Origin of the sequence: Lentibacter sp., assembly GCF_029254145.1 — a bacterium.
Lineage (GTDB): Bacteria > Pseudomonadota > Alphaproteobacteria > Rhodobacterales > Rhodobacteraceae > Lentibacter.
Map to the genome: position 1 here is coordinate 1 of NZ_JAQWYD010000037.1, position 16,625 is coordinate 16,625.

Annotated in this window: 13 protein-coding genes and 1 pseudogene; 5 read left to right on the top strand and 9 right to left on the bottom strand. The window is 53.4% G+C overall.

Annotation, left to right across the window (positions count from 1 at the left end):
• The 3 genes from rpsT to mutM form a co-directional block, all read right to left on the bottom strand.
• Positions 1-132 (bottom strand): 30S ribosomal protein S20 (rpsT, locus tag P8O11_RS04445; protein ID WP_300292126.1); only part of this gene is annotated, 132 nt, incomplete at its 3' end.
• A 167-nt stretch (positions 133-299) separates the two neighbouring features.
• The gene (locus tag P8O11_RS04450; RefSeq protein ID WP_300292062.1) at positions 300-1,076 is read right to left on the bottom strand and encodes an enoyl-CoA hydratase; all 777 of its coding nucleotides are present in this window, start codon (positions 1,074-1,076) and stop codon (positions 300-302) included.
• A gap of 66 nt (positions 1,077-1,142) precedes the next feature.
• The gene (gene mutM / locus P8O11_RS04455) at positions 1,143-1,994 is read right to left on the bottom strand and encodes a bifunctional DNA-formamidopyrimidine glycosylase/DNA-(apurinic or apyrimidinic site) lyase (RefSeq protein WP_300292064.1); all 852 of its coding nucleotides are present in this window, start codon (positions 1,992-1,994) and stop codon (positions 1,143-1,145) included.
• Positions 1,995-2,089: 95 nt separating this feature from the next.
• Between mutM and ubiE the strand changes: the two genes are divergently transcribed.
• The 4 genes from ubiE to P8O11_RS04475 all read left to right on the top strand — a co-directional run bounded on the left by ubiE (position 2,090) and on the right by P8O11_RS04475 (position 7,240).
• On the top strand, positions 2,090-2,833 hold the full coding sequence (ubiE, locus tag P8O11_RS04460; RefSeq protein WP_300292066.1) for a bifunctional demethylmenaquinone methyltransferase/2-methoxy-6-polyprenyl-1,4-benzoquinol methylase UbiE: 744 nt from the start codon (positions 2,090-2,092) through the stop codon (positions 2,831-2,833).
• Positions 2,830-4,359 carry a 2-polyprenylphenol 6-hydroxylase gene (gene ubiB, locus P8O11_RS04465; protein WP_300292067.1) on the top strand — a complete coding sequence of 510 codons (1,530 nt, stop codon included), beginning with the start codon at positions 2,830-2,832 and terminating at the stop codon, positions 4,357-4,359. The genes ubiE and ubiB overlap by 4 nt, the downstream gene beginning before the upstream one ends.
• A 101-nt stretch (positions 4,360-4,460) precedes the next feature.
• Positions 4,461-6,566, top strand: coding sequence for a YjbH domain-containing protein (locus P8O11_RS04470; RefSeq protein WP_300292068.1), 2,106 nt, complete (start codon positions 4,461-4,463; stop codon positions 6,564-6,566).
• Positions 6,563-7,240, top strand: coding sequence for a YjbF family lipoprotein (locus tag P8O11_RS04475; RefSeq protein ID WP_300292070.1), 678 nt, complete (start codon positions 6,563-6,565; stop codon positions 7,238-7,240). The genes P8O11_RS04470 and P8O11_RS04475 overlap by 4 nt, the downstream gene beginning before the upstream one ends.
• On the opposite strand, the gene P8O11_RS04480 is transcribed toward P8O11_RS04475, so the two are convergent.
• Both P8O11_RS04480 and P8O11_RS04485 read right to left on the bottom strand, forming a co-directional pair.
• Entirely contained in the window at positions 7,237-7,890 is a 654-nt protein-coding gene (locus tag P8O11_RS04480) for a flagellar hook capping FlgD N-terminal domain-containing protein (protein WP_300292072.1), read from the bottom strand. The two genes, P8O11_RS04475 and P8O11_RS04480, sit on opposite strands and share 4 nt — an antisense overlap.
• Before the next feature lie 11 nt (positions 7,891-7,901).
• Positions 7,902-9,560, bottom strand: a complete 1,659-nt coding sequence (locus P8O11_RS04485; RefSeq protein WP_300292074.1) for a flagellar hook-length control protein FliK — start codon at positions 9,558-9,560, stop codon at positions 7,902-7,904.
• Positions 9,561-9,825: 265 nt separating this feature from the next.
• Here P8O11_RS04485 and P8O11_RS04490 point away from each other — a divergent pair.
• Positions 9,826-9,903: pseudogene (locus P8O11_RS04490) on the top strand (flagellar biosynthetic protein FliP); the annotation flags it as partial.
• A 42-nt stretch (positions 9,904-9,945) separates the two neighbouring features.
• On the opposite strand, the gene P8O11_RS04495 reads toward P8O11_RS04490, so the two are convergent.
• From P8O11_RS04495 to P8O11_RS04510, 4 genes are read right to left on the bottom strand one after another with little or no spacing between them, the layout of a single operon-like run.
• Positions 9,946-12,000: a hypothetical protein gene (locus tag P8O11_RS04495; protein WP_300292076.1), complete on the bottom strand. Its 2,055-nt coding sequence runs from the start codon at positions 11,998-12,000 to the stop codon at positions 9,946-9,948.
• Positions 11,997-14,738 carry a DUF4159 domain-containing protein gene (locus tag P8O11_RS04500; RefSeq protein WP_300292078.1) on the bottom strand — a complete coding sequence of 914 codons (2,742 nt, stop codon included), beginning with the start codon at positions 14,736-14,738 and terminating at the stop codon, positions 11,997-11,999. Before P8O11_RS04500 ends, P8O11_RS04495 begins: the two co-directional genes overlap by 4 nt.
• Positions 14,735-15,607 carry a DUF58 domain-containing protein gene (locus P8O11_RS04505; protein ID WP_300292080.1) on the bottom strand — a complete coding sequence of 291 codons (873 nt, stop codon included), beginning with the start codon at positions 15,605-15,607 and terminating at the stop codon, positions 14,735-14,737. The genes P8O11_RS04500 and P8O11_RS04505 overlap by 4 nt, the downstream gene beginning before the upstream one ends.
• A complete protein-coding gene (locus P8O11_RS04510) occupies positions 15,604-16,611 on the bottom strand; it encodes a MoxR family ATPase (protein ID WP_300292082.1) in 1,008 nt (335 codons plus the stop codon). Before P8O11_RS04510 ends, P8O11_RS04505 begins: the two co-directional genes overlap by 4 nt.
• Positions 16,612-16,625 lie beyond the last annotated feature (14 nt).

A 16,625-nucleotide genomic window follows, 5' to 3' on the forward strand; every position in this document is an offset into this window, starting at 1 on the left:
TTTATCTCCTGATTCAATCGCCTCCTCTACTTTTTTAAGAAATGAGCGGATTCGAGATCTGCGATTTTTATTTACTGTTGTTCGACGCTCAATTTGACGAGCCCGTTTTTTTGCTTGGGGCGAATTTGCCATGTGAGTGACCTCGGTTCGGTTATGATATTTCGTTAAACGCAATGCGCCCAAGAGCCGACACCGAAGTGATGATTCTAGCCAAAGCGGGCTGCACACGCATGTATTGGAGGGCCGTATACGTTAGTTTGCTGAAAATGCAAACCCTTATATATCGGCCCTGCCAGAGCCTATTTGTCGCGGAACTGTGGCTGGCGCTTTTCGCTAAACGCGGCCATGCCTTCCTTCTGATCTTCAGTTGCAAAAAGAGAGTGGAAGACGCGGCGTTCAAAGAGTAGGCCTTCGTTCAATGTCATTTCAAAAGAGCGGTTCGTCGCTTCTTTAATGGCCATAACAGTGATCATCGATTTCTCTGCAATCTTGCTGGCAGCACTCAACGCTTCTTTCATCAGCTCTTTGGCCGGCACAACACGGCTCACAAGCCCTGCGCGCTCTGCCTCTTCTGCATCCATAAACCGGCCCGTCAGGTTCATGTCCATTGACTTCGCCTTGCCAACCGCACGCGTAAGACGCTGCGTGCCGCCAAGGCCCGCCATAACGCCAAGGTTGATCTCTGGTTGCCCAAACTTCGCTGTATCTGAGCAAATAATGAAGTCACACATCATGGCCAGCTCGCATCCCCCGCCCAATGCGTAGCCAGAAACGGCTGCGATAATAGGCTTGCGGATACGCCCAATCTCATGACTCTCAGGTGTGAAAAGGTCTTCAGTGAATACATCGACAAAGCTCTTTTCGCTCATCATTTTGATGTCAGCACCTGCAGCAAATGCTTTCTCGCTGCCTGTGACAACAATACAGCGCACCTTCTCGTTTGTTTGTGCGTCTTTCAACGCTTCGACAAGCTCAGAAAGTAGCTCTGCATTGAGCGCGTTAAGCGCGTCAGGCCGATTCAGGCGGATAAGGGCAATGTGGTCTTCCACGTCGACGATGATCGTCTCAAAAGCCATGTGATGGTCGCTTTCGCTTGTTTCACTCAGAGCCGTTTCAATATCACTCCTGTCACGCGGTTCAAGTTATCTTTGACACTGTGGGCAATAGAAGGTTGAGCGGCCAGACTGGACGATCCGCGTAATCGCTCCCTTACAGTCAGGCGTCTGACAGGCAGCGCCCTCTCGGTCATAAACTTGGAATTGATGTTGGAAATACCCAAGCTCGCCGCTGGTTTGCTTGAAATCTTTCAACGAAGAACCACCCGCAGAAATTGCCGTTTCCAATACATCTCGCACGGCCGATACCACACTATTCAATCGCGCACGGCTCACCTGCCCCGCTTGCCGCTTCGGAGAAATTCCCGCTTTATGAAGCACTTCGCAGACATAAATATTGCCAAGACCCGCGATGATCCGTTGGTCAAGCAGGGCTGATTTCATGGGCGTGCGCCGCCCCTCAAGTGCCTCGGCGAGATAGCTTTCTGAAAAAGCGTTCCCCAAAGGCTCGGGCCCCAGCTTTGCAAGAAGTGGGTGGCTCTCTGCCGTCTCAGTGGACAAAAGGTCCATAGCCCCAAAACGGCGCGGATCATTAAAGGCGATCCGTGCGCCACCCTCCATCCAGATAATAACATGGTCGTGTTTTTCGAGCTGAGGATGTTCATGAACAAACTGCCCCAAAGCATCGCCCGAAACGGTCATCCGGCCAGACATACCCAAATGGATGAGAAGTGATTCCCCACTGCTCAAATCAGCAAGAATATATTTTGAACGGCGCCGAAGCCTTAGAACCTGTTGCCCCGCAAGCCGCTCGGTCATTCGCTCTGGAAATGGCCAACGTAGATCGGGGCGATTAACATCGACATGGGCAATCCGAACCCCCTCCATTGAAGGCACAAGGCCTCGTCTCACGGTTTCAACTTCGGGAAGTTCAGGCATGGACCGCTCGCTTTGCTCTTTTAGTGCCATTTCAGCGCATTGTGCGCACCACATCGGCACTATATGAGAAGGGAGTAAAGCAAACGGCAAGGCCCATGTCAGAGAAAACAACACATTTCGGCTTTCAAACCGTCCCCGAGTCAGAAAAAGCGGGGCGCGTTCAAGGTATCTTCGGCTCTGTTGCGTCGAAGTATGACGTCATGAATGACGCAATGAGCCTTGGGATCCACCGCGTTTGGAAAGACGCCATGATGGACTGGCTCGCACCACGTCCCAGCCAACGCTTGCTTGATGTCGCTGGTGGTACAGGTGACGTGTCCTTTCGGTTTCTTGCGCGCGCAGGAGACGCTGAGGCGGTGGTCTGCGACCTGACAGAGCCCATGCTTGTTGAGGGGCGAAAGCGCGCGGAAGCCGAGCAAATGGCGAACCGGCTGAGCTGGGTTGTAGGCGACGCGATGGCACTGCCCTTCCCTGACAACAGCTTTGATGTCTACACAATCTCCTTTGGGATCAGAAATGTAACGCGCCCCCAAGACGCACTAGCAGAGGCTTTTCGTGTCCTGCGCCCGGGCGGGCGGCTTATGGTGCTTGAGTTTAGTCAGATACCAAATGATCTGATGCAAAAAGCTTACGACCTTTATTCATTCAATATTATTCCCCGCCTTGGCGAAGCCATCGCTGGCGACAGGGACAGCTATCAATATCTTGTCGAGTCGATCCGTCGCTTTCCTGACCAAGGCACCTTTCTCCAGATGATCAAAGATGCGGGCTTTGAAAACGCGAGTTATCGCAACCTTAGCCTTGGCATCGCCGCGCTCCATTCAGGTTGGAAGATTTGAAGGGTCCCCACAATATCTTCCGGATGATCCGGATGGGCGCCACGCTCGAGCGCACTGGCGCAATGCCTGTAGTCCTTGAGGCGTTTGACGCGCCCCGTCCGCTTCGTATTCTCGCTCGCACGCTGGTCTGGCCATTTAAATGGTTGGGAAAACGCGGCGATCTTGAGCTACCGCCCCCAGCGCGGGCACTCTCGGCGCTTGGACCCGCCTATATAAAATTTGGGCAAGTGCTTAGCACCCGTCCCGATCTTGTGGGCAATGATTTAGCGCTTCAGCTGCGCATTTTACAAGATAAGTTGCCTCCCTTCCCAACCTCGGCTGCCAAACGGATGGTCGAAGAAGAGCTTGGTCAACCACTTGAAACAATCTTTGATGACTTCAGCGAACCAGTTGCCGCAGCTTCCATTGCTCAAGTTCACAAAGCTCGCCTTCGCGAAACAGGCGATACCGTCGCAATAAAAGTATTGCGACCACGAATTGAGCGGGCCTTTCAGCGTGACATTGACGTGTTTTACTTTGTCGCAAACTTCATTGAAGTCTTTAGTCCTGGCTCGCGCCGCCTAAAGCCACGCGATGTAATCGAGCACTTTGAGGGTGTCGTAAAAGGCGAGCTTGACCTCCGCCTCGAGAGCGCCTCCGCAAGCGAATTTGCCGCAAACACCAAAGATGACGTGGGATTTACGCTCCCCACAATCATCTGGGAGCACTCCAGTCGTCGGGTAATGACCATGAGCTGGGCCGAGGGCGTACCTTTAGGCAACAATGCGGCTATAGATGCGCTTGGGCACAATCGTGACGAGCTTGGCACACGTGTACTCCAGCTTTTTCTGAACCACGCACTTCGCGATGGCTTTTTCCATGCAGACATGCACCAAGGCAATCTTAAGGTAGCCCCAAACGGCGATATCATCGCCTTTGACTTTGGCATAATGGGTCACATTGATGACTACACCCGTCGCGTCTATGCCGAAATTCTATATGGATTCATAAAGCGTGATTACAAACGCGTTGCTGAAGTGCATTTTGAAGCTGGCTATGTACCCGCTGACCGAGATGTAGAAGAGTTTGCTCGAGCACTCCGCGCAGTTGGCGAACCAATTTTCGGGATGGATGCCTCTCGCATCTCGATGGGAAAACTCTTGAGCTATCTTTTCGAAGTTACTGAACGCTTCGGAATGGAAACTCGCACGGAGCTGATATTACTACAGCGGACGATGGTCGTTGTCGAAGGCGTCGCCAGAAGCCTTAGCCCGCAGCTCAATATCTGGGACGTGGCTCATCCAATAGTTGAGGATTACATCAAGAACGCGCTCGGCCCTCGTGCGCTTATGAATGATATAGTCAAAACGCTGCGGGTTGTGGCCCGCTTTGGGCCACGCCTGCCTAACTTGGTCGAAAAGGCTCTCGCAGCACAAGCCGCTTCTCCCGTTGCGCCCCCACCGACACGATTGGGCCTAAAGATAGCAACAACTGCTGTTCTAAGCGCAAGCTGTGCTGGCCTCGCGACATATTTACTACTTACCTGACACGATAAATAGAGAACCAATTAAGCTTCTCACCCTTTATCCTATGAAAGTTTGATTAGTTAGGCTACCTGTTAAACCGTCGAAAATAAAGAGTACAGGACATGTTAAAAGCGTACTTCTTGATCGCAATTTCTGGGCTATCTGTTTTTCCAGTAGCCCTGTCCGCAGAAGAACAAACTGCGACTTGGGTTAACACCTACGGGTTATCAGGTGGCCTTATTGACATGCCCACCGCCGAAGTTGGGCCTGACGGACGTTTGATTACCACAATTTCGCATTTTGGCGGGACCACTAAAACAAACCTGTCCTTTCAGCTCACCCCCCGTATCTCCGGCGTTTTTCGCTATTCTGGTATCAAAGGCCGCACCGCGCCAGGTTCTGGACTCTCCACGCATTTCGACCGAAGCTTTGATGTTCACTATCAAATCTTTGATGAAAAGCAGTATCGGCCAGCTCTCGCCGTTGGGCTGCGGGATTTCCTAGGAACAGGGCTCTATAGCGGCGAGTATGTCGTTGCGACAAAATCAGTCGGGCCGAAACTACGCCTCACTGGGGGACTAGGCTGGGGGCGATTGGGAAGCCACGGTAGCTTTGCAGTCATGGGCAGCCGTCCGACACAAACTCTCGGATCAGGTGGCATTCCTAATTATGATCGTTGGTTCAGGGGGCCGGTCGCTGGCTTCGCTGGTGTAAACTACAATCACAACGACCGATTGGGTTTTTCAGTCGAATATTCATCAGACGCGTATGTTCGTGAAGACGGCAGAATTTTTGACGTCAAGTCGCCCTTTAACTTTGGGGCCAAATACAAATTTAACGACACAGTTCAGCTCGGCGCATCCTATATGTATGGTAGCGAATTCGGGTTAAACATCAGCATTGCGATCGATCCGAAAAGCTCTCCTGTGATTGGCGGGAATGATACTGCGCCACAGCCTGTCGCCGTACGCGCCTCCCAATCTGCGCAAGATCTGGGCTGGACCATTGAGACAGAGAGACAAGACCAGATCACAGCGGCACTCGCGAGAGCCCTTGCCCGCGAAGGTATCGCACTAGAAGGCACTCGGATTGAGGGACGATCCGCTGAGCTACTCATTCGCAACGAACGTTTTGATATCGAAAGTCAGGCTGTAGGTCGGACCATGCGCATCATGACTCGCATTCTGCCAGATTCAGTTGAAACGCTAAAAGTCACCTACTCAAATCAAGGTATCCCCGCTGGCTCAGTAACGATTTCACGGTCAGATATTGAGGCCCTAGAGCATGCGCCTGCGACCGATATACTTAATCGCACCCGTTTTTCAGCGGATAGTTCCGCAATCAGTTTTGACAGTCGGGAAGGAACCTACCCTAGGCTCACTTGGGGTTTAGGGCCAATCGCTAAATTCAGCGTGTTTGATCCAGATAGCCCTGTACGCGCAGACCTACTTGCGCAAATAGAGGGCCAATACCACATTGCGCCAGGCTGGGTGGCATCAGGTTCTCTTAACTATAAGCTTGGTGGCAATCTGGACGGTCTTTCCCCGAACAGAGGTGGCTTTGTCGCGATCAACCCGCCCCATGCTGTACGCTCCGATGCACGCCTCTATGCTGTAGGTCGCGGGCCAAAGATCGAGCACCTCACAATCGCCAAATACGGCCGACTAGGCGAAAATCTCTACGGCCGCGTGACTTTTGGGTATCTTGAGCAAATGTATGCTGGCGTGTCTGGAGAAGTGCTCTGGAAGCCCGTATCTAGCCGGCTAGCACTCGCTGCCGAACTCAACTATGTGATCCAACGCGATTTTGATCAGCGATTTGGCCTGCAAGATTACAATATCGCGACGGGCCATCTGTCTGCTTACTACGACCTTGGGAAAGGGTTTCATACCCAAGTCGATGTCGGTCGCTATCTTGCGGGCGATTACGGCGCAACAGTTGCTGTCGACCGAGAGTTTGGAAATGGCTGGCGTGTTGGCGCCTATTTCACCAAGACAAATTTATCGTCAGAACGATTTGGCGAGGGATCTTTTGACAAAGGGATAAAGATTACGCTGCCTATGAGCTGGGCACTCGGAAACTCGACGCAGAAAAGTACAGAGACCGTCATTCAGTCGCTCACACGTGACGGTGGTGCTCGCGTCAATGTTAATGGCAGGCTTTATGATACAGTTCGCGAAACGCATAGAGCTGAAATGGCCAAGACGTGGGGGAGGTTCTGGAGATGATTTCGTATTTGAAGTTGGGCGCACTTGTCGGAGGGCTGACCCTTGCACTCGCTGCCTGCGGGAACCAACCTGATCAAGGAAGCGTCCTAAACGCCATCAAAGGTGGCGCACTCAAAAAAAGCCGTGAAACATCTGCCGTACCCACTGCACAGGAGCTGTCACAAAACATTGGCCTCGCTCTGAAAAATACGGACAAACGCCTTGCCATCGCTGTAGTAGAAAACCGCAACAGCTTCACTTTTCTGACCGAAGTTGCAAACAATGGTGCTTTTAGCACTTGGGGCTCTCCTGACAGGCGAACAATATCTGAAAAAAATGGCGTTGTAACAGCCACCCGTGGACTTGGAGCCGATCTCATGTCTGCCGAAGTTGGCAGCTCTCTCGCCCTTATTGTCAATCGTCACTCAGGAAACGCCCGCCGAACACACGTCTACCTCAACGGTGAAAATCAGGAACAGATTATACAGCTTACCTGTTCAATCAAAGCGCTCTGGGCGGAGAGCATCGCGATTGGTGAAATCAGCGGCACAGTCACAGTGTTAGATGAAGAATGTTCTGGACCGAACGTAGCATTCGAAAATACCTACAAAGTAACGCCAGCAGGACGTATCGTTCAATCACGCCAATGGCTCGGCCCAGTCAACGGCTATCTCACCATTCAAAAACTGCGTTAACTTCGCAAACCAATAATGTCTGCAGGCGAGACCGCCTGCCCACCTGCTAACAGCAGTATGATTTGTCCATCAACCATCTGTGCTTCTTCCACCCGTTGATAGCTTTCAACTGGCGAACTGCCCAGCAACTCGCCTTCTGCATAATTTTCTACTCTAAACTGATACGCGCCCGGGGCAAACGGCGACCCACCCGCGCCAACTCCAGCCCAATCTACTGGTTCACCATCTAACTCCAAGGGAAGCCGCTGTACCTCTGTGTCAGTATCATCAAAAACAACAAGAAAAGCCTCGTCCGCCAAGCGGGTAGGAAGAGGATGCAGGGTAACGGGTAAGCCCTCAAATTGAACAGGTGCTGCGGTTCTGGCATCCATACCAACCCAAGCAGAAAGCTGCGCAAGATTTGAGGCACCCATCTGAGCCGCCAGATCTGCCAACAAATCGTTCGTTTTGACCTGCTGCTCGACGGATGAAAAGCTCGCCAACTGTGACGCATATTCAGCTGAGTCCATCGGATTAAGCGGATCTTGATTTTCGGCTTGTGTCGTCAACATTTGGATGAACGTTTGAAAGTCAGACGTCACCGCATTTTGTGTTTTTGCCGAGGGCGAGTAAGTCGTCGCCTGATTTAGGTTGGAAGAAATTTCCACCATGATTTGTCTCTCTATATTCTTATATCAAGTCGGCTATCAGGATGACGCCACTCATAAGCCACCACTGTTTTTGGGGCTCCACCCGTCTCATCCTGAGCGAAACCCTTAGAAGGCTCCAAGCTGGAGCCTCTATTTTGAGAGGTGTCCTGCTCAAACGAGAAATTTGCATTTTCGAAGCCTTCCAAGAAAAGCTCCTGTGTCAAAAGCTCCGCGTGACGCCGCAATGCCTCCAATGTTTCAGGCCGCTCAGCAAATATTTGAACAAGCATTTGTCCTTCACCAGGGCTCATGACAAAACGCAACCGACCAAGCTCTTTGGGATGAAGCTGAAGCTCGATTTCTCGCTTTTTATTGCTTATCAAAGCATCAACAGTGTCGCGCACAATCATTACTGCACGCTCAGCGCTCAATATAGGCGCATTCTGCCCCACAACTTGCCCAAACGAGCGAATAGCGTCTGCTTGTGAAACTAAAGCCATCGCCTCTAAAGAGATAAAATCACGCTCATGGCCTTGTCGCGACAGAGGGGATTGCAGCGGTGGCCCCAGAGACAGGACGTCTGCTCGAGAAGTCACTTGCACAGGCAAAATCTGCATGTCTTTACCTGTTGAAGGATACTTGATCTGATCCTTCACGGATTGGCCCGCTACCTCATCGTAAGGGGCTGTCACACCATTTTTTGCTTCCTCGTGAGACGCGGTAGGCAGATTGAAGAGAACGTTCTCTGTGGTGGCAATGCCCGCAACCAAGGCAGGCTCTGCTTTTGAATGTGAATTTTGGAGCTCCAATCCCATAGGACGTCTCTCCTGAATCGGCTCGATCTGCTGTTGTAGAGGCGGAACCACAACACCAGTTTTTTGACTGACCTCGGCAAATCCAATTGAGCGCTGCAGAGGCACGCCAATTGATACTGTTTTGTGTATTTCACCGGAAACAACCTCACCTAAATGAGCAGATTTAATGCTCAGGCCTCCTGTGGGGGACTCTGCTTTCAACTCATTCGCTGTGACTGCAGCTACACTCGGCAAACTATGTGAAACTTTGTCGAATTCTCGATCCGGCTTTGAACTCTGTGTACTATCAACACTCTTCGCTTTGCCGAAAGGGCCTTTATCAATAACCCTCGCCCCCTCGCCTATGGCAAGCGCGCCTCTCACAGTTGCCTCAGCAGCTTTCTCGGCGTGGGCATCAAGATCACTGCCAACCGATATCCCGACATCCGTAAGATATTGCACCACACTTGACGGCTCTCGACCAGTCTGAGACTCCAACTCAGCAATAGGTCGTATATTAAAGTGCTGGCCGTCAAAGGTCTGCAAGTGCTGCTGAACAGGAGAAGTGCGCCCTTCAAAATCACCCGTGCCTTCGCTTGAGCGACCAAGCTCAAGCTCAAGCTCAGCTTCAAAGCGAAGAACGTTCTGCCCGTCTTGCACCTTATCGAAGGTTTGTACGATTTGCGGACTGACGGGTGGTTCCAGGTCCAGTATCATTGTTGCTTTGGGTCGCTCAGCGCTGGGCGACACAAATTCTTGTGTGTCTCCAAGTACCTCCACCGCCTCAACCTCGCCCAGCACCAAGCGCTTTTCTAAGTCTTTGATCTTCTCGGCATCAATCGAGGACCTTACCTTGCCTTCGACAGACGAGCCCGAGCCAGCCTCGTGCGCAAACACCTCTGCAAATGCAACCGCATCGGCTCCATCGATGGCGCTCTCTACGTCAATCTTTGGCGCCCCATTCGTCTCACTCAATGCTGGCACGTGGTGTGGGTTCGAAGCGATTAGCATCATTTCTTTAAGCCTCGGGATTTCTTCCTACGCCTCGACAATCCCATACGTCGGTTACCACATCTTTACCGTTTGCAGCCTACAAACGAGATTATCCAAAGAATTGGAGGTAAATCGGTGACAGATTTGAAAGCCCTCGTGCTTAGCCTAGGTGGGTATGATGATGGTTCCGCCTGCCGTCGTGGCCCTACCCTTCAAGCTTTCGTTCTTTGTGCTAGCTGACGGTTAGCGTTTGCTAACGGAGGGGCTTGTGCGGAGTTATTTCTAGTCGCTAGCGCCGACGTCCTTCGCGCAACCATCCAAAGACGATAAACGCCGCGAAGAAAAGTAGTGCGGCCCAAGGCGGTACCAAAGCGTATTGCTTCAGGCCTACGGTCTCGTAAGCGCCTCGCGGCGTCAGCCCCATCCAATTCGCCCCAGCTGCGTTACGTCCTTCGCGGATATTGCGCAAACGTGGGAGCCTATCTTCAACAGCAAATGTGCCGCCCTGCTGAGCATTGATCAACGGCGCCAAAATCTCGGTACTTGCAATTGTATCAACAAACTCCCGTGGCGAGGCGGGCCCTAAGCCGACAACAGACGCCAAAGCGCCATCATCCAACCGGTAAAGCCCAGCACCGCTTGCGGCGAAGCTTCCCTCAAAGACGCCAGGGCTAATTTCTTCCAAAGTAACTTCGCTTTTGTCCCCTGACGGGCGGGTAACAACAACTACATCCGCAGCCTCCAACAAACTGCGCCGTGTTATCTTAAGCCCGCCTTCAGCAGCTTCCGCTGAAAGGGCCTCCTCCTCAAGATCAGGTTCTTTCATCATCCAATGTGAAAGCCGCCGCAGCAGCTCGAGCTGTGGACCGCCGCCTTCATATCCCCGCGCCCAAAGCCAAGCATGATCAGACGCAAGCAAAGCAACCCGCCCTTCGCCAACACGATCAAGCACCAGGAGAGGCTCGCCCTCAAAGCCCTCCATCAAGACATTACCTGTCACATCAGCAAGCTCGATCTGCCGCATCCAACGGCCCCAGCCCGTCTCCGCAGCCTGCCCGTCCAGCCCGCGAGTCACAGGATGACGTCGTCCAGTTTCGCTTATGCTCGGCCGAAATCCTTGTTCAATCACACGCGCCGTCGGGCGAGCAGGCACAATCTGTCCCAATGGAGAGCGATACAAACTGTCCACCGAGGCAAAGTCCGGTCCAGCCGCAATCAATACTGCGCCACCGCTCTCGACGTAGTCACGAACATTCTCAAGATACTCGGACGGCAAAATCCCTCGCCGCTTGTAGCGGTCAAAAATAATCAGATCGAAGTCCTTAATTTTCTCGATAAAGAGCTCCCGCGTCGGAAAAGCAATCAAAGAAAGCTCTCCCACAGGCACACCATCATGCTTTTCTGGTGGGCGCAAAATTGTAAAGTGAACAAGATCAACAGAGCTGTCAGACTTCAAAAGGTTGCGCCATGTCCGACCGCCAGCGTGAGGTTCCCCAGACACGAGCAAAACACGCAGACGATCCCGCACACCGTTGATTTCAAGCAAATATGAATTGTTACGCGCAGTCAGCTCGCCGTCGCTTTCTGGAATATCGAACTTGACCACATTTCGCCCACCATGTGGTAGACTGACCGGCACGAGGATGTCACGGCCAATCGGAACATCAAAGCGAATGGGATCCTCCGTGCCGATCGACATAGAAAGTTGTGTGAACCCCTCTCCAACAGGCGCTGCTCCTTGATCTTCAATCCGCAAAGTCAGCTCGATCTGCTCTCCAATGATCCCAAAACCAGGCGCATTTTTTACAGTCAAACGGCGGTCCCAGTCTGTAGTAGAGCCCGTAATAAGCAAATGCACAGGCGCTGGTACCTCAGGCATCGCCTCGATGTCATGCACCAAACCGTCACTGATCAGTACAGCGCCCGCAACACGGCTTCGCGGCTCTTCCGCAAGTGCTTTGGCTAAAGCACTCATGATTTGCGTTCCACCGTCGCCCAATCCGTCGGTCACCGAAACTTCGCGAATCTCCGTGTTCGTGCGCGCCCGCAGCTGTTGCAAAACATCAGCTTCAACGCGATCCGTCTGTTCTGCGCGCTCGCCCAGCTCTTGGCTGGCACTGCGGTCCGTCAAAACGAAAACAATATCACTCAGCGCATCCCGCTCTTCCTCCTGTAAAATCGGGCCCGCAAGCACAAGCAGCACAAGCGCCGCCGCCAATAGCCTCAACCATGCTCCAGCAAGCCTTCGCCACATGGAAAATCCAACAGCAAAAGCTGAAAGCGCAGCCAAGACAGACCAGATCGGCCAACTGAGAAGCGGATCGAAAATAACACCCACGCTCATTGCCCCAGCCTTTCAAGAAGCGCTGGCACGTGAACCTGATCAGACTTGTAGTTGCCCGTAAGCACATGCATCACAAGATTCACACCAAACCTGAAAGCCATCTCCCGCTGACGCTCTCCTGCAAACCCGCGCCCGACAGGGAGAAGCGGCGCCCCACGTTGATCTACAGCCCAAGCTGCCGCCCAGTCATTGCCACCAAACACGACAGGGCTCACTCCGTCATTCAGATTCCGAAACGGCATTCCCTCCGCCTGCACAGCTTCAGCAGGCGAAGCTTCCACCCAAACGTCGTGGCTGGCATGTCGGCCGGGAAAGTCCTGCAAAAGATAAAAAGTTCGCGTCAGGACGTGATCCTCGGGTACAGGCTCAAGTTCAGGAATATCAAGAGACGCCGCAAGCCTGCGCAAGGCCTGTCCAGCGGGGCTAGCCGCTCCAAACTTCGAAACGTTTGAATCACGTGTATCAAACAAAATCATCCCACCCGCGCGCAAGTATGCATTGAGCTTAAGATACGCGGCTGGCGAGGGTGTTGTTTGCTCTGGCGTAACAGGCCAATACAACAGCGGATAAAAGGCAATCTCATCGCGCTCCAGATCGACTGATTGAGGCGGCTCTGGCTCGACAGATGTTCTAAAAAAGAGTGTGTCTGAAAGCCCGGCAAGCCCTGCCAGCGCAATATCATCAACCTGCCTGTTGCCCGTGACGACATGCGCCAAGACAATCTCACCTGTTGCACTGATGGCGCGCGCATCTTCCTGCGCCTCCGCACTTTGGCCCAGCGCCAAAAGAGTAAGCCCCAACATTGCCACAACGGGCTGGCGCAAGCGGCCTGACAGCAGAAGTGTCGCTAGAATATCAAGTGCCAGAAGCAAAAGAGCAAAGCCAAAGAAAGGCCCACCCAGCATCCGCTCTTGCGGCCCGCCAAAGCTGCTGACCGCAATGCGCTGTGGCCAAACCGCTGGCTCAAGCTTTCGTTCTGAAGCAATCACGTTTCTCGCTAGGCGTCTTCCTGGCCCTTCATATATCCCCGGCGGAACATCTGTTCCAATCTCCTGACTCAAAATGTCTTCTCCAGCCACACCACTCATATCTTCAGCCTCTTGCAGGCGGCCAAACGCATCGAGCCTCTTCACAGGTTTCCAGATTGTGCCTGCTATTTCACTTGAGTCCAAAGAAGTCGCGGACGTGGCGACAGAGAGCCTCTCAAGCATTCTGACAAACAAGCCAGACAAGGGTAAAGTCGACCACTCCGCATTGGCAGAAATATGGAACAAGACCACTTCCCCCTGCCCAAGCGCCTTTCGTGTGACGAGTGGCGTTCCATCACTCAGCCGTGCAATCACCCGCTCGGATAGCTGCGGATCAGGTTGCGCAACTACCTGCGCAGTGACCCGCAATTCATCTGACACCGTCAAACCAAAAAATGGCGATCCCTGTTCAAACGGCGCAAGCGTTTTCGGCTCACCCCAGCTCATCGCACCGCCGACAAACCGTCCACCAGCCCTAAGACGTACAGGAAGCAAGGGATGCTCCACACTTCTACTCACTTCACTCGCCGCAAGACGAGGCCCGGCAAAGCGAACCAAAAGTCCGCCTTCATTTGTCCACTCAATCAGCGCCGCCTCGCTCGCCTCAGTCATCTCGGCAATATCTGCCAAAATCACAACATCAGGCGCCGCAAGCAAAACCTCATCGAGACTACCAAACCGCAAATTCGACGACTCCACGAGTGCCTTTTCAAGGTAATGTAACGGCGACAAGAGCTCGAGCCCTTCACGGTTCACCCGTGAGTCCACGAGCGCAATATCGCGCCTCCGCAAACTGTCATCCGTGAGGACAACAGCTCCAGCATGTCCCTGCCCCTTTATCACAAATCGGCTCACACGGGCCTGCAATTCTGCAGGCAGCACAAAACGCGCCTCTATGTCCCCAGCACCGGTTTCAAACGCAGTCGGCAGCTCATCCAAGACCCGTTCAATACCGGCAGGGTCCGGACCAATCGCTTGCACAATAACATCACGCACAGCTCCTTGCTGTACCCGCTGCACCGTCAGTCCAACTCCCTCGCCGTCAAGCTCTGCAAAGGACAACGCCAATATAGGTAGCGTCCCTTCGGTCACCTCGACGGTCCCGCACGCCTCAAACAAAGCCAAAGCATCGGAGCGTGTGTCGCGTGCAACGCCATCACTCAGCCAAAGCGTATCAAACGGCCCCTCTGGTAAAACCGGCTCCAAGTCCACTGTATTTGCCGCCTCCCAAGGCTCGGGCTGCAATCCAGCCAAAGCGCGCAACCAAACCTGCGCAGCTTGAAACACAACCGTCTCTGGCCGCGTCAAGCTCAAGACCCCAACAGTTCGTTCCTCTTGCGCCGCATCCTGCAATACCCCAGCGAGATACTCTTGACGCTGGGACCAGTCTGCAGCACTTGCCCAGCTCGCATCCAACACAATCAAAAGCCGTTCACTACCCGCACCTGCTTTATCGGTCGGATTAAGCACTGGTCCCGCCAGTCCAATAACTACCGCAGCAACAGCCAACATACGCAGCAGTAAAAGCCACCAAGGCGTACGGTCCGTGCTTGTATCTCTATCTTTCAAGCCAATAAGAAAAGCCACCGCAGGAAACAGATGCTTGATCGGCGCTGGCGGAACAGCTCGCAACAAAAGCCACAAAATTGGGAGGGCCAGCAAAGCCAACAGAAGGTAAGGCGCAGTAAACAAGACAGAACCAAACGTCATTTCGGACCTTCAATCATATTATAAAGCCACAACACAGCCGCCTGCGCAGGCGCATTCGTATGATGTGTGCTAAAGGTCCAGCCTGTTTGACTGCAAACTTCGTGCAAGCGCGCTTTTCGCTCCGCCAAACGCTCCAAATAACGCGCGCTCAAGTCTGCTGCTTGCAGCGTTTCATGGCGAAGAGAACCGCCAACCGAGTCAAAAATTGCGCGGCCCCTAAAAGGGAAACTCTCTTCAACAGGGTCAAGAATTTGCAAACAAACGCCCCGGGCACCCTTCCCAGAAGCTTCCCGCAAAGCGGCCTCTGTGGACTCAATATCGCCCAAAAAATCAGAGACGAAGATCACAAATGCGTTCTTCGTCACGGCCGAAACTTGTGGCGCCGCATAGTCTTCTGTCTTCTGACTCGCCAAAAGCTCGGCAAAGCGTTGAAGCTGTTTTGAGCCCGCACGCGGCGGAAGATCCTCACCAGACAAGCCAATTCGCTCCCCCCCCCGCGACAACAGAATACCGGCAGCAAGGCTCACGAGCTGCGCACGATCTATTTTTTGGGGCAGGTGTGGCCCACTCGCAAACTGCATCGAACGCGCCCGATCCACCCAAAAGAAAACCGATTGTGAAATTTGCCATTCTTTTTGTCGCACAAACTGCGCGTCAGACTGTGCCGATCTACGCCAGTCGACCATGCGGAGCGTGTCTCCCGCCTGCACAGGCCGGTATTGCCAGAAATCATCCCCCGCACCGGCACGCCGCCGGCCATGCCCACCAGGCATCACAGCAGCAGCCAACTGCTCAGCCCGCGCCAAAAGCGCGGCGAGGTTTGCCGTCGCCGCTTCAGCGCGGCTGCGCAGAGGCAGCGCGTCCGTCATGCTACGTCTTTCAACCGTGCACTCTTAGCAATCTCAGCCTCAATCAAGCCATCCAGGCTCTCACCTCGCGCAATAGCTGCAAAATTAAGCGCCATCCGGTGCTTCAAAACAGGCTTCGCCATCGCAATCACATCAGACAGATCAGGCGCAAGCCTCCCCTGCAACAAGGCACGTGCACGAACAGTCAACATAAAGGCCTGACTCGCCCGAGGCCCAGGCCCCCACGCGACGCTCTCGCGCACCCGCTCCGACGCATCCGCTTCCTCGGGTCGAAAAGCCCGAACAAGGGCCAAAATACTCTCCATCACACCTTCGCCCACAGGCATGCGACGTAATAGTGTCTGTGCAGCTAAGAGCTCTTCTGCTGAAAAGACATTGGTCACGCTGTCCTCGGCCTCTCCTGTTGTTGCCAGCAATATCTCGCGCTCCGTGGCAAGATCAGGATATCCAACATCAATTCGGACAAGAAAACGGTCAAGCTGCGCCTCAGGGAGTGGATAAGTACCCTCCTGCTCGATCGGATTCTGTGTTGCCAAAACATGAAACGGCTTGGCCAAATCACGGGTCTGGCCCGAAACACTAACTTGCCGCTCCTGCATCGCCTGCAAAAGCGCAGACTGTGTGCGCGGACTTGCGCGGTTGATCTCGTCCGCCATCAAAAGTTGGCAAAAAATAGGACCCTCAATAAACTTGAACGCGCGACTTCCATCCGCCCCAGTTTCAAGGACTTCAGAGCCAAGAATATCGGCCGGCATCAGATCAGGGGTGAATTGTACACGCTTGCCATCAAGGCCCATGACAGTTGCAAGCGTTTCGACGAGTCGGGTTTTACCCAAGCCAGGAAGGCCAATCAAAAGGCCGTGTCCGCCGCACAAAAGGGCCGAAAGCGTCAAGTCCACAACTCGCTCCTGCCCAATAAAACGGCGGGTAATCTCAGCCTTGGCTGCCGTTAACCTGCCTTCAAGTGCCTCGATCTCTGTGAGCAGATTGTCTGCATCAGCCATGGCAATTCTCCAAA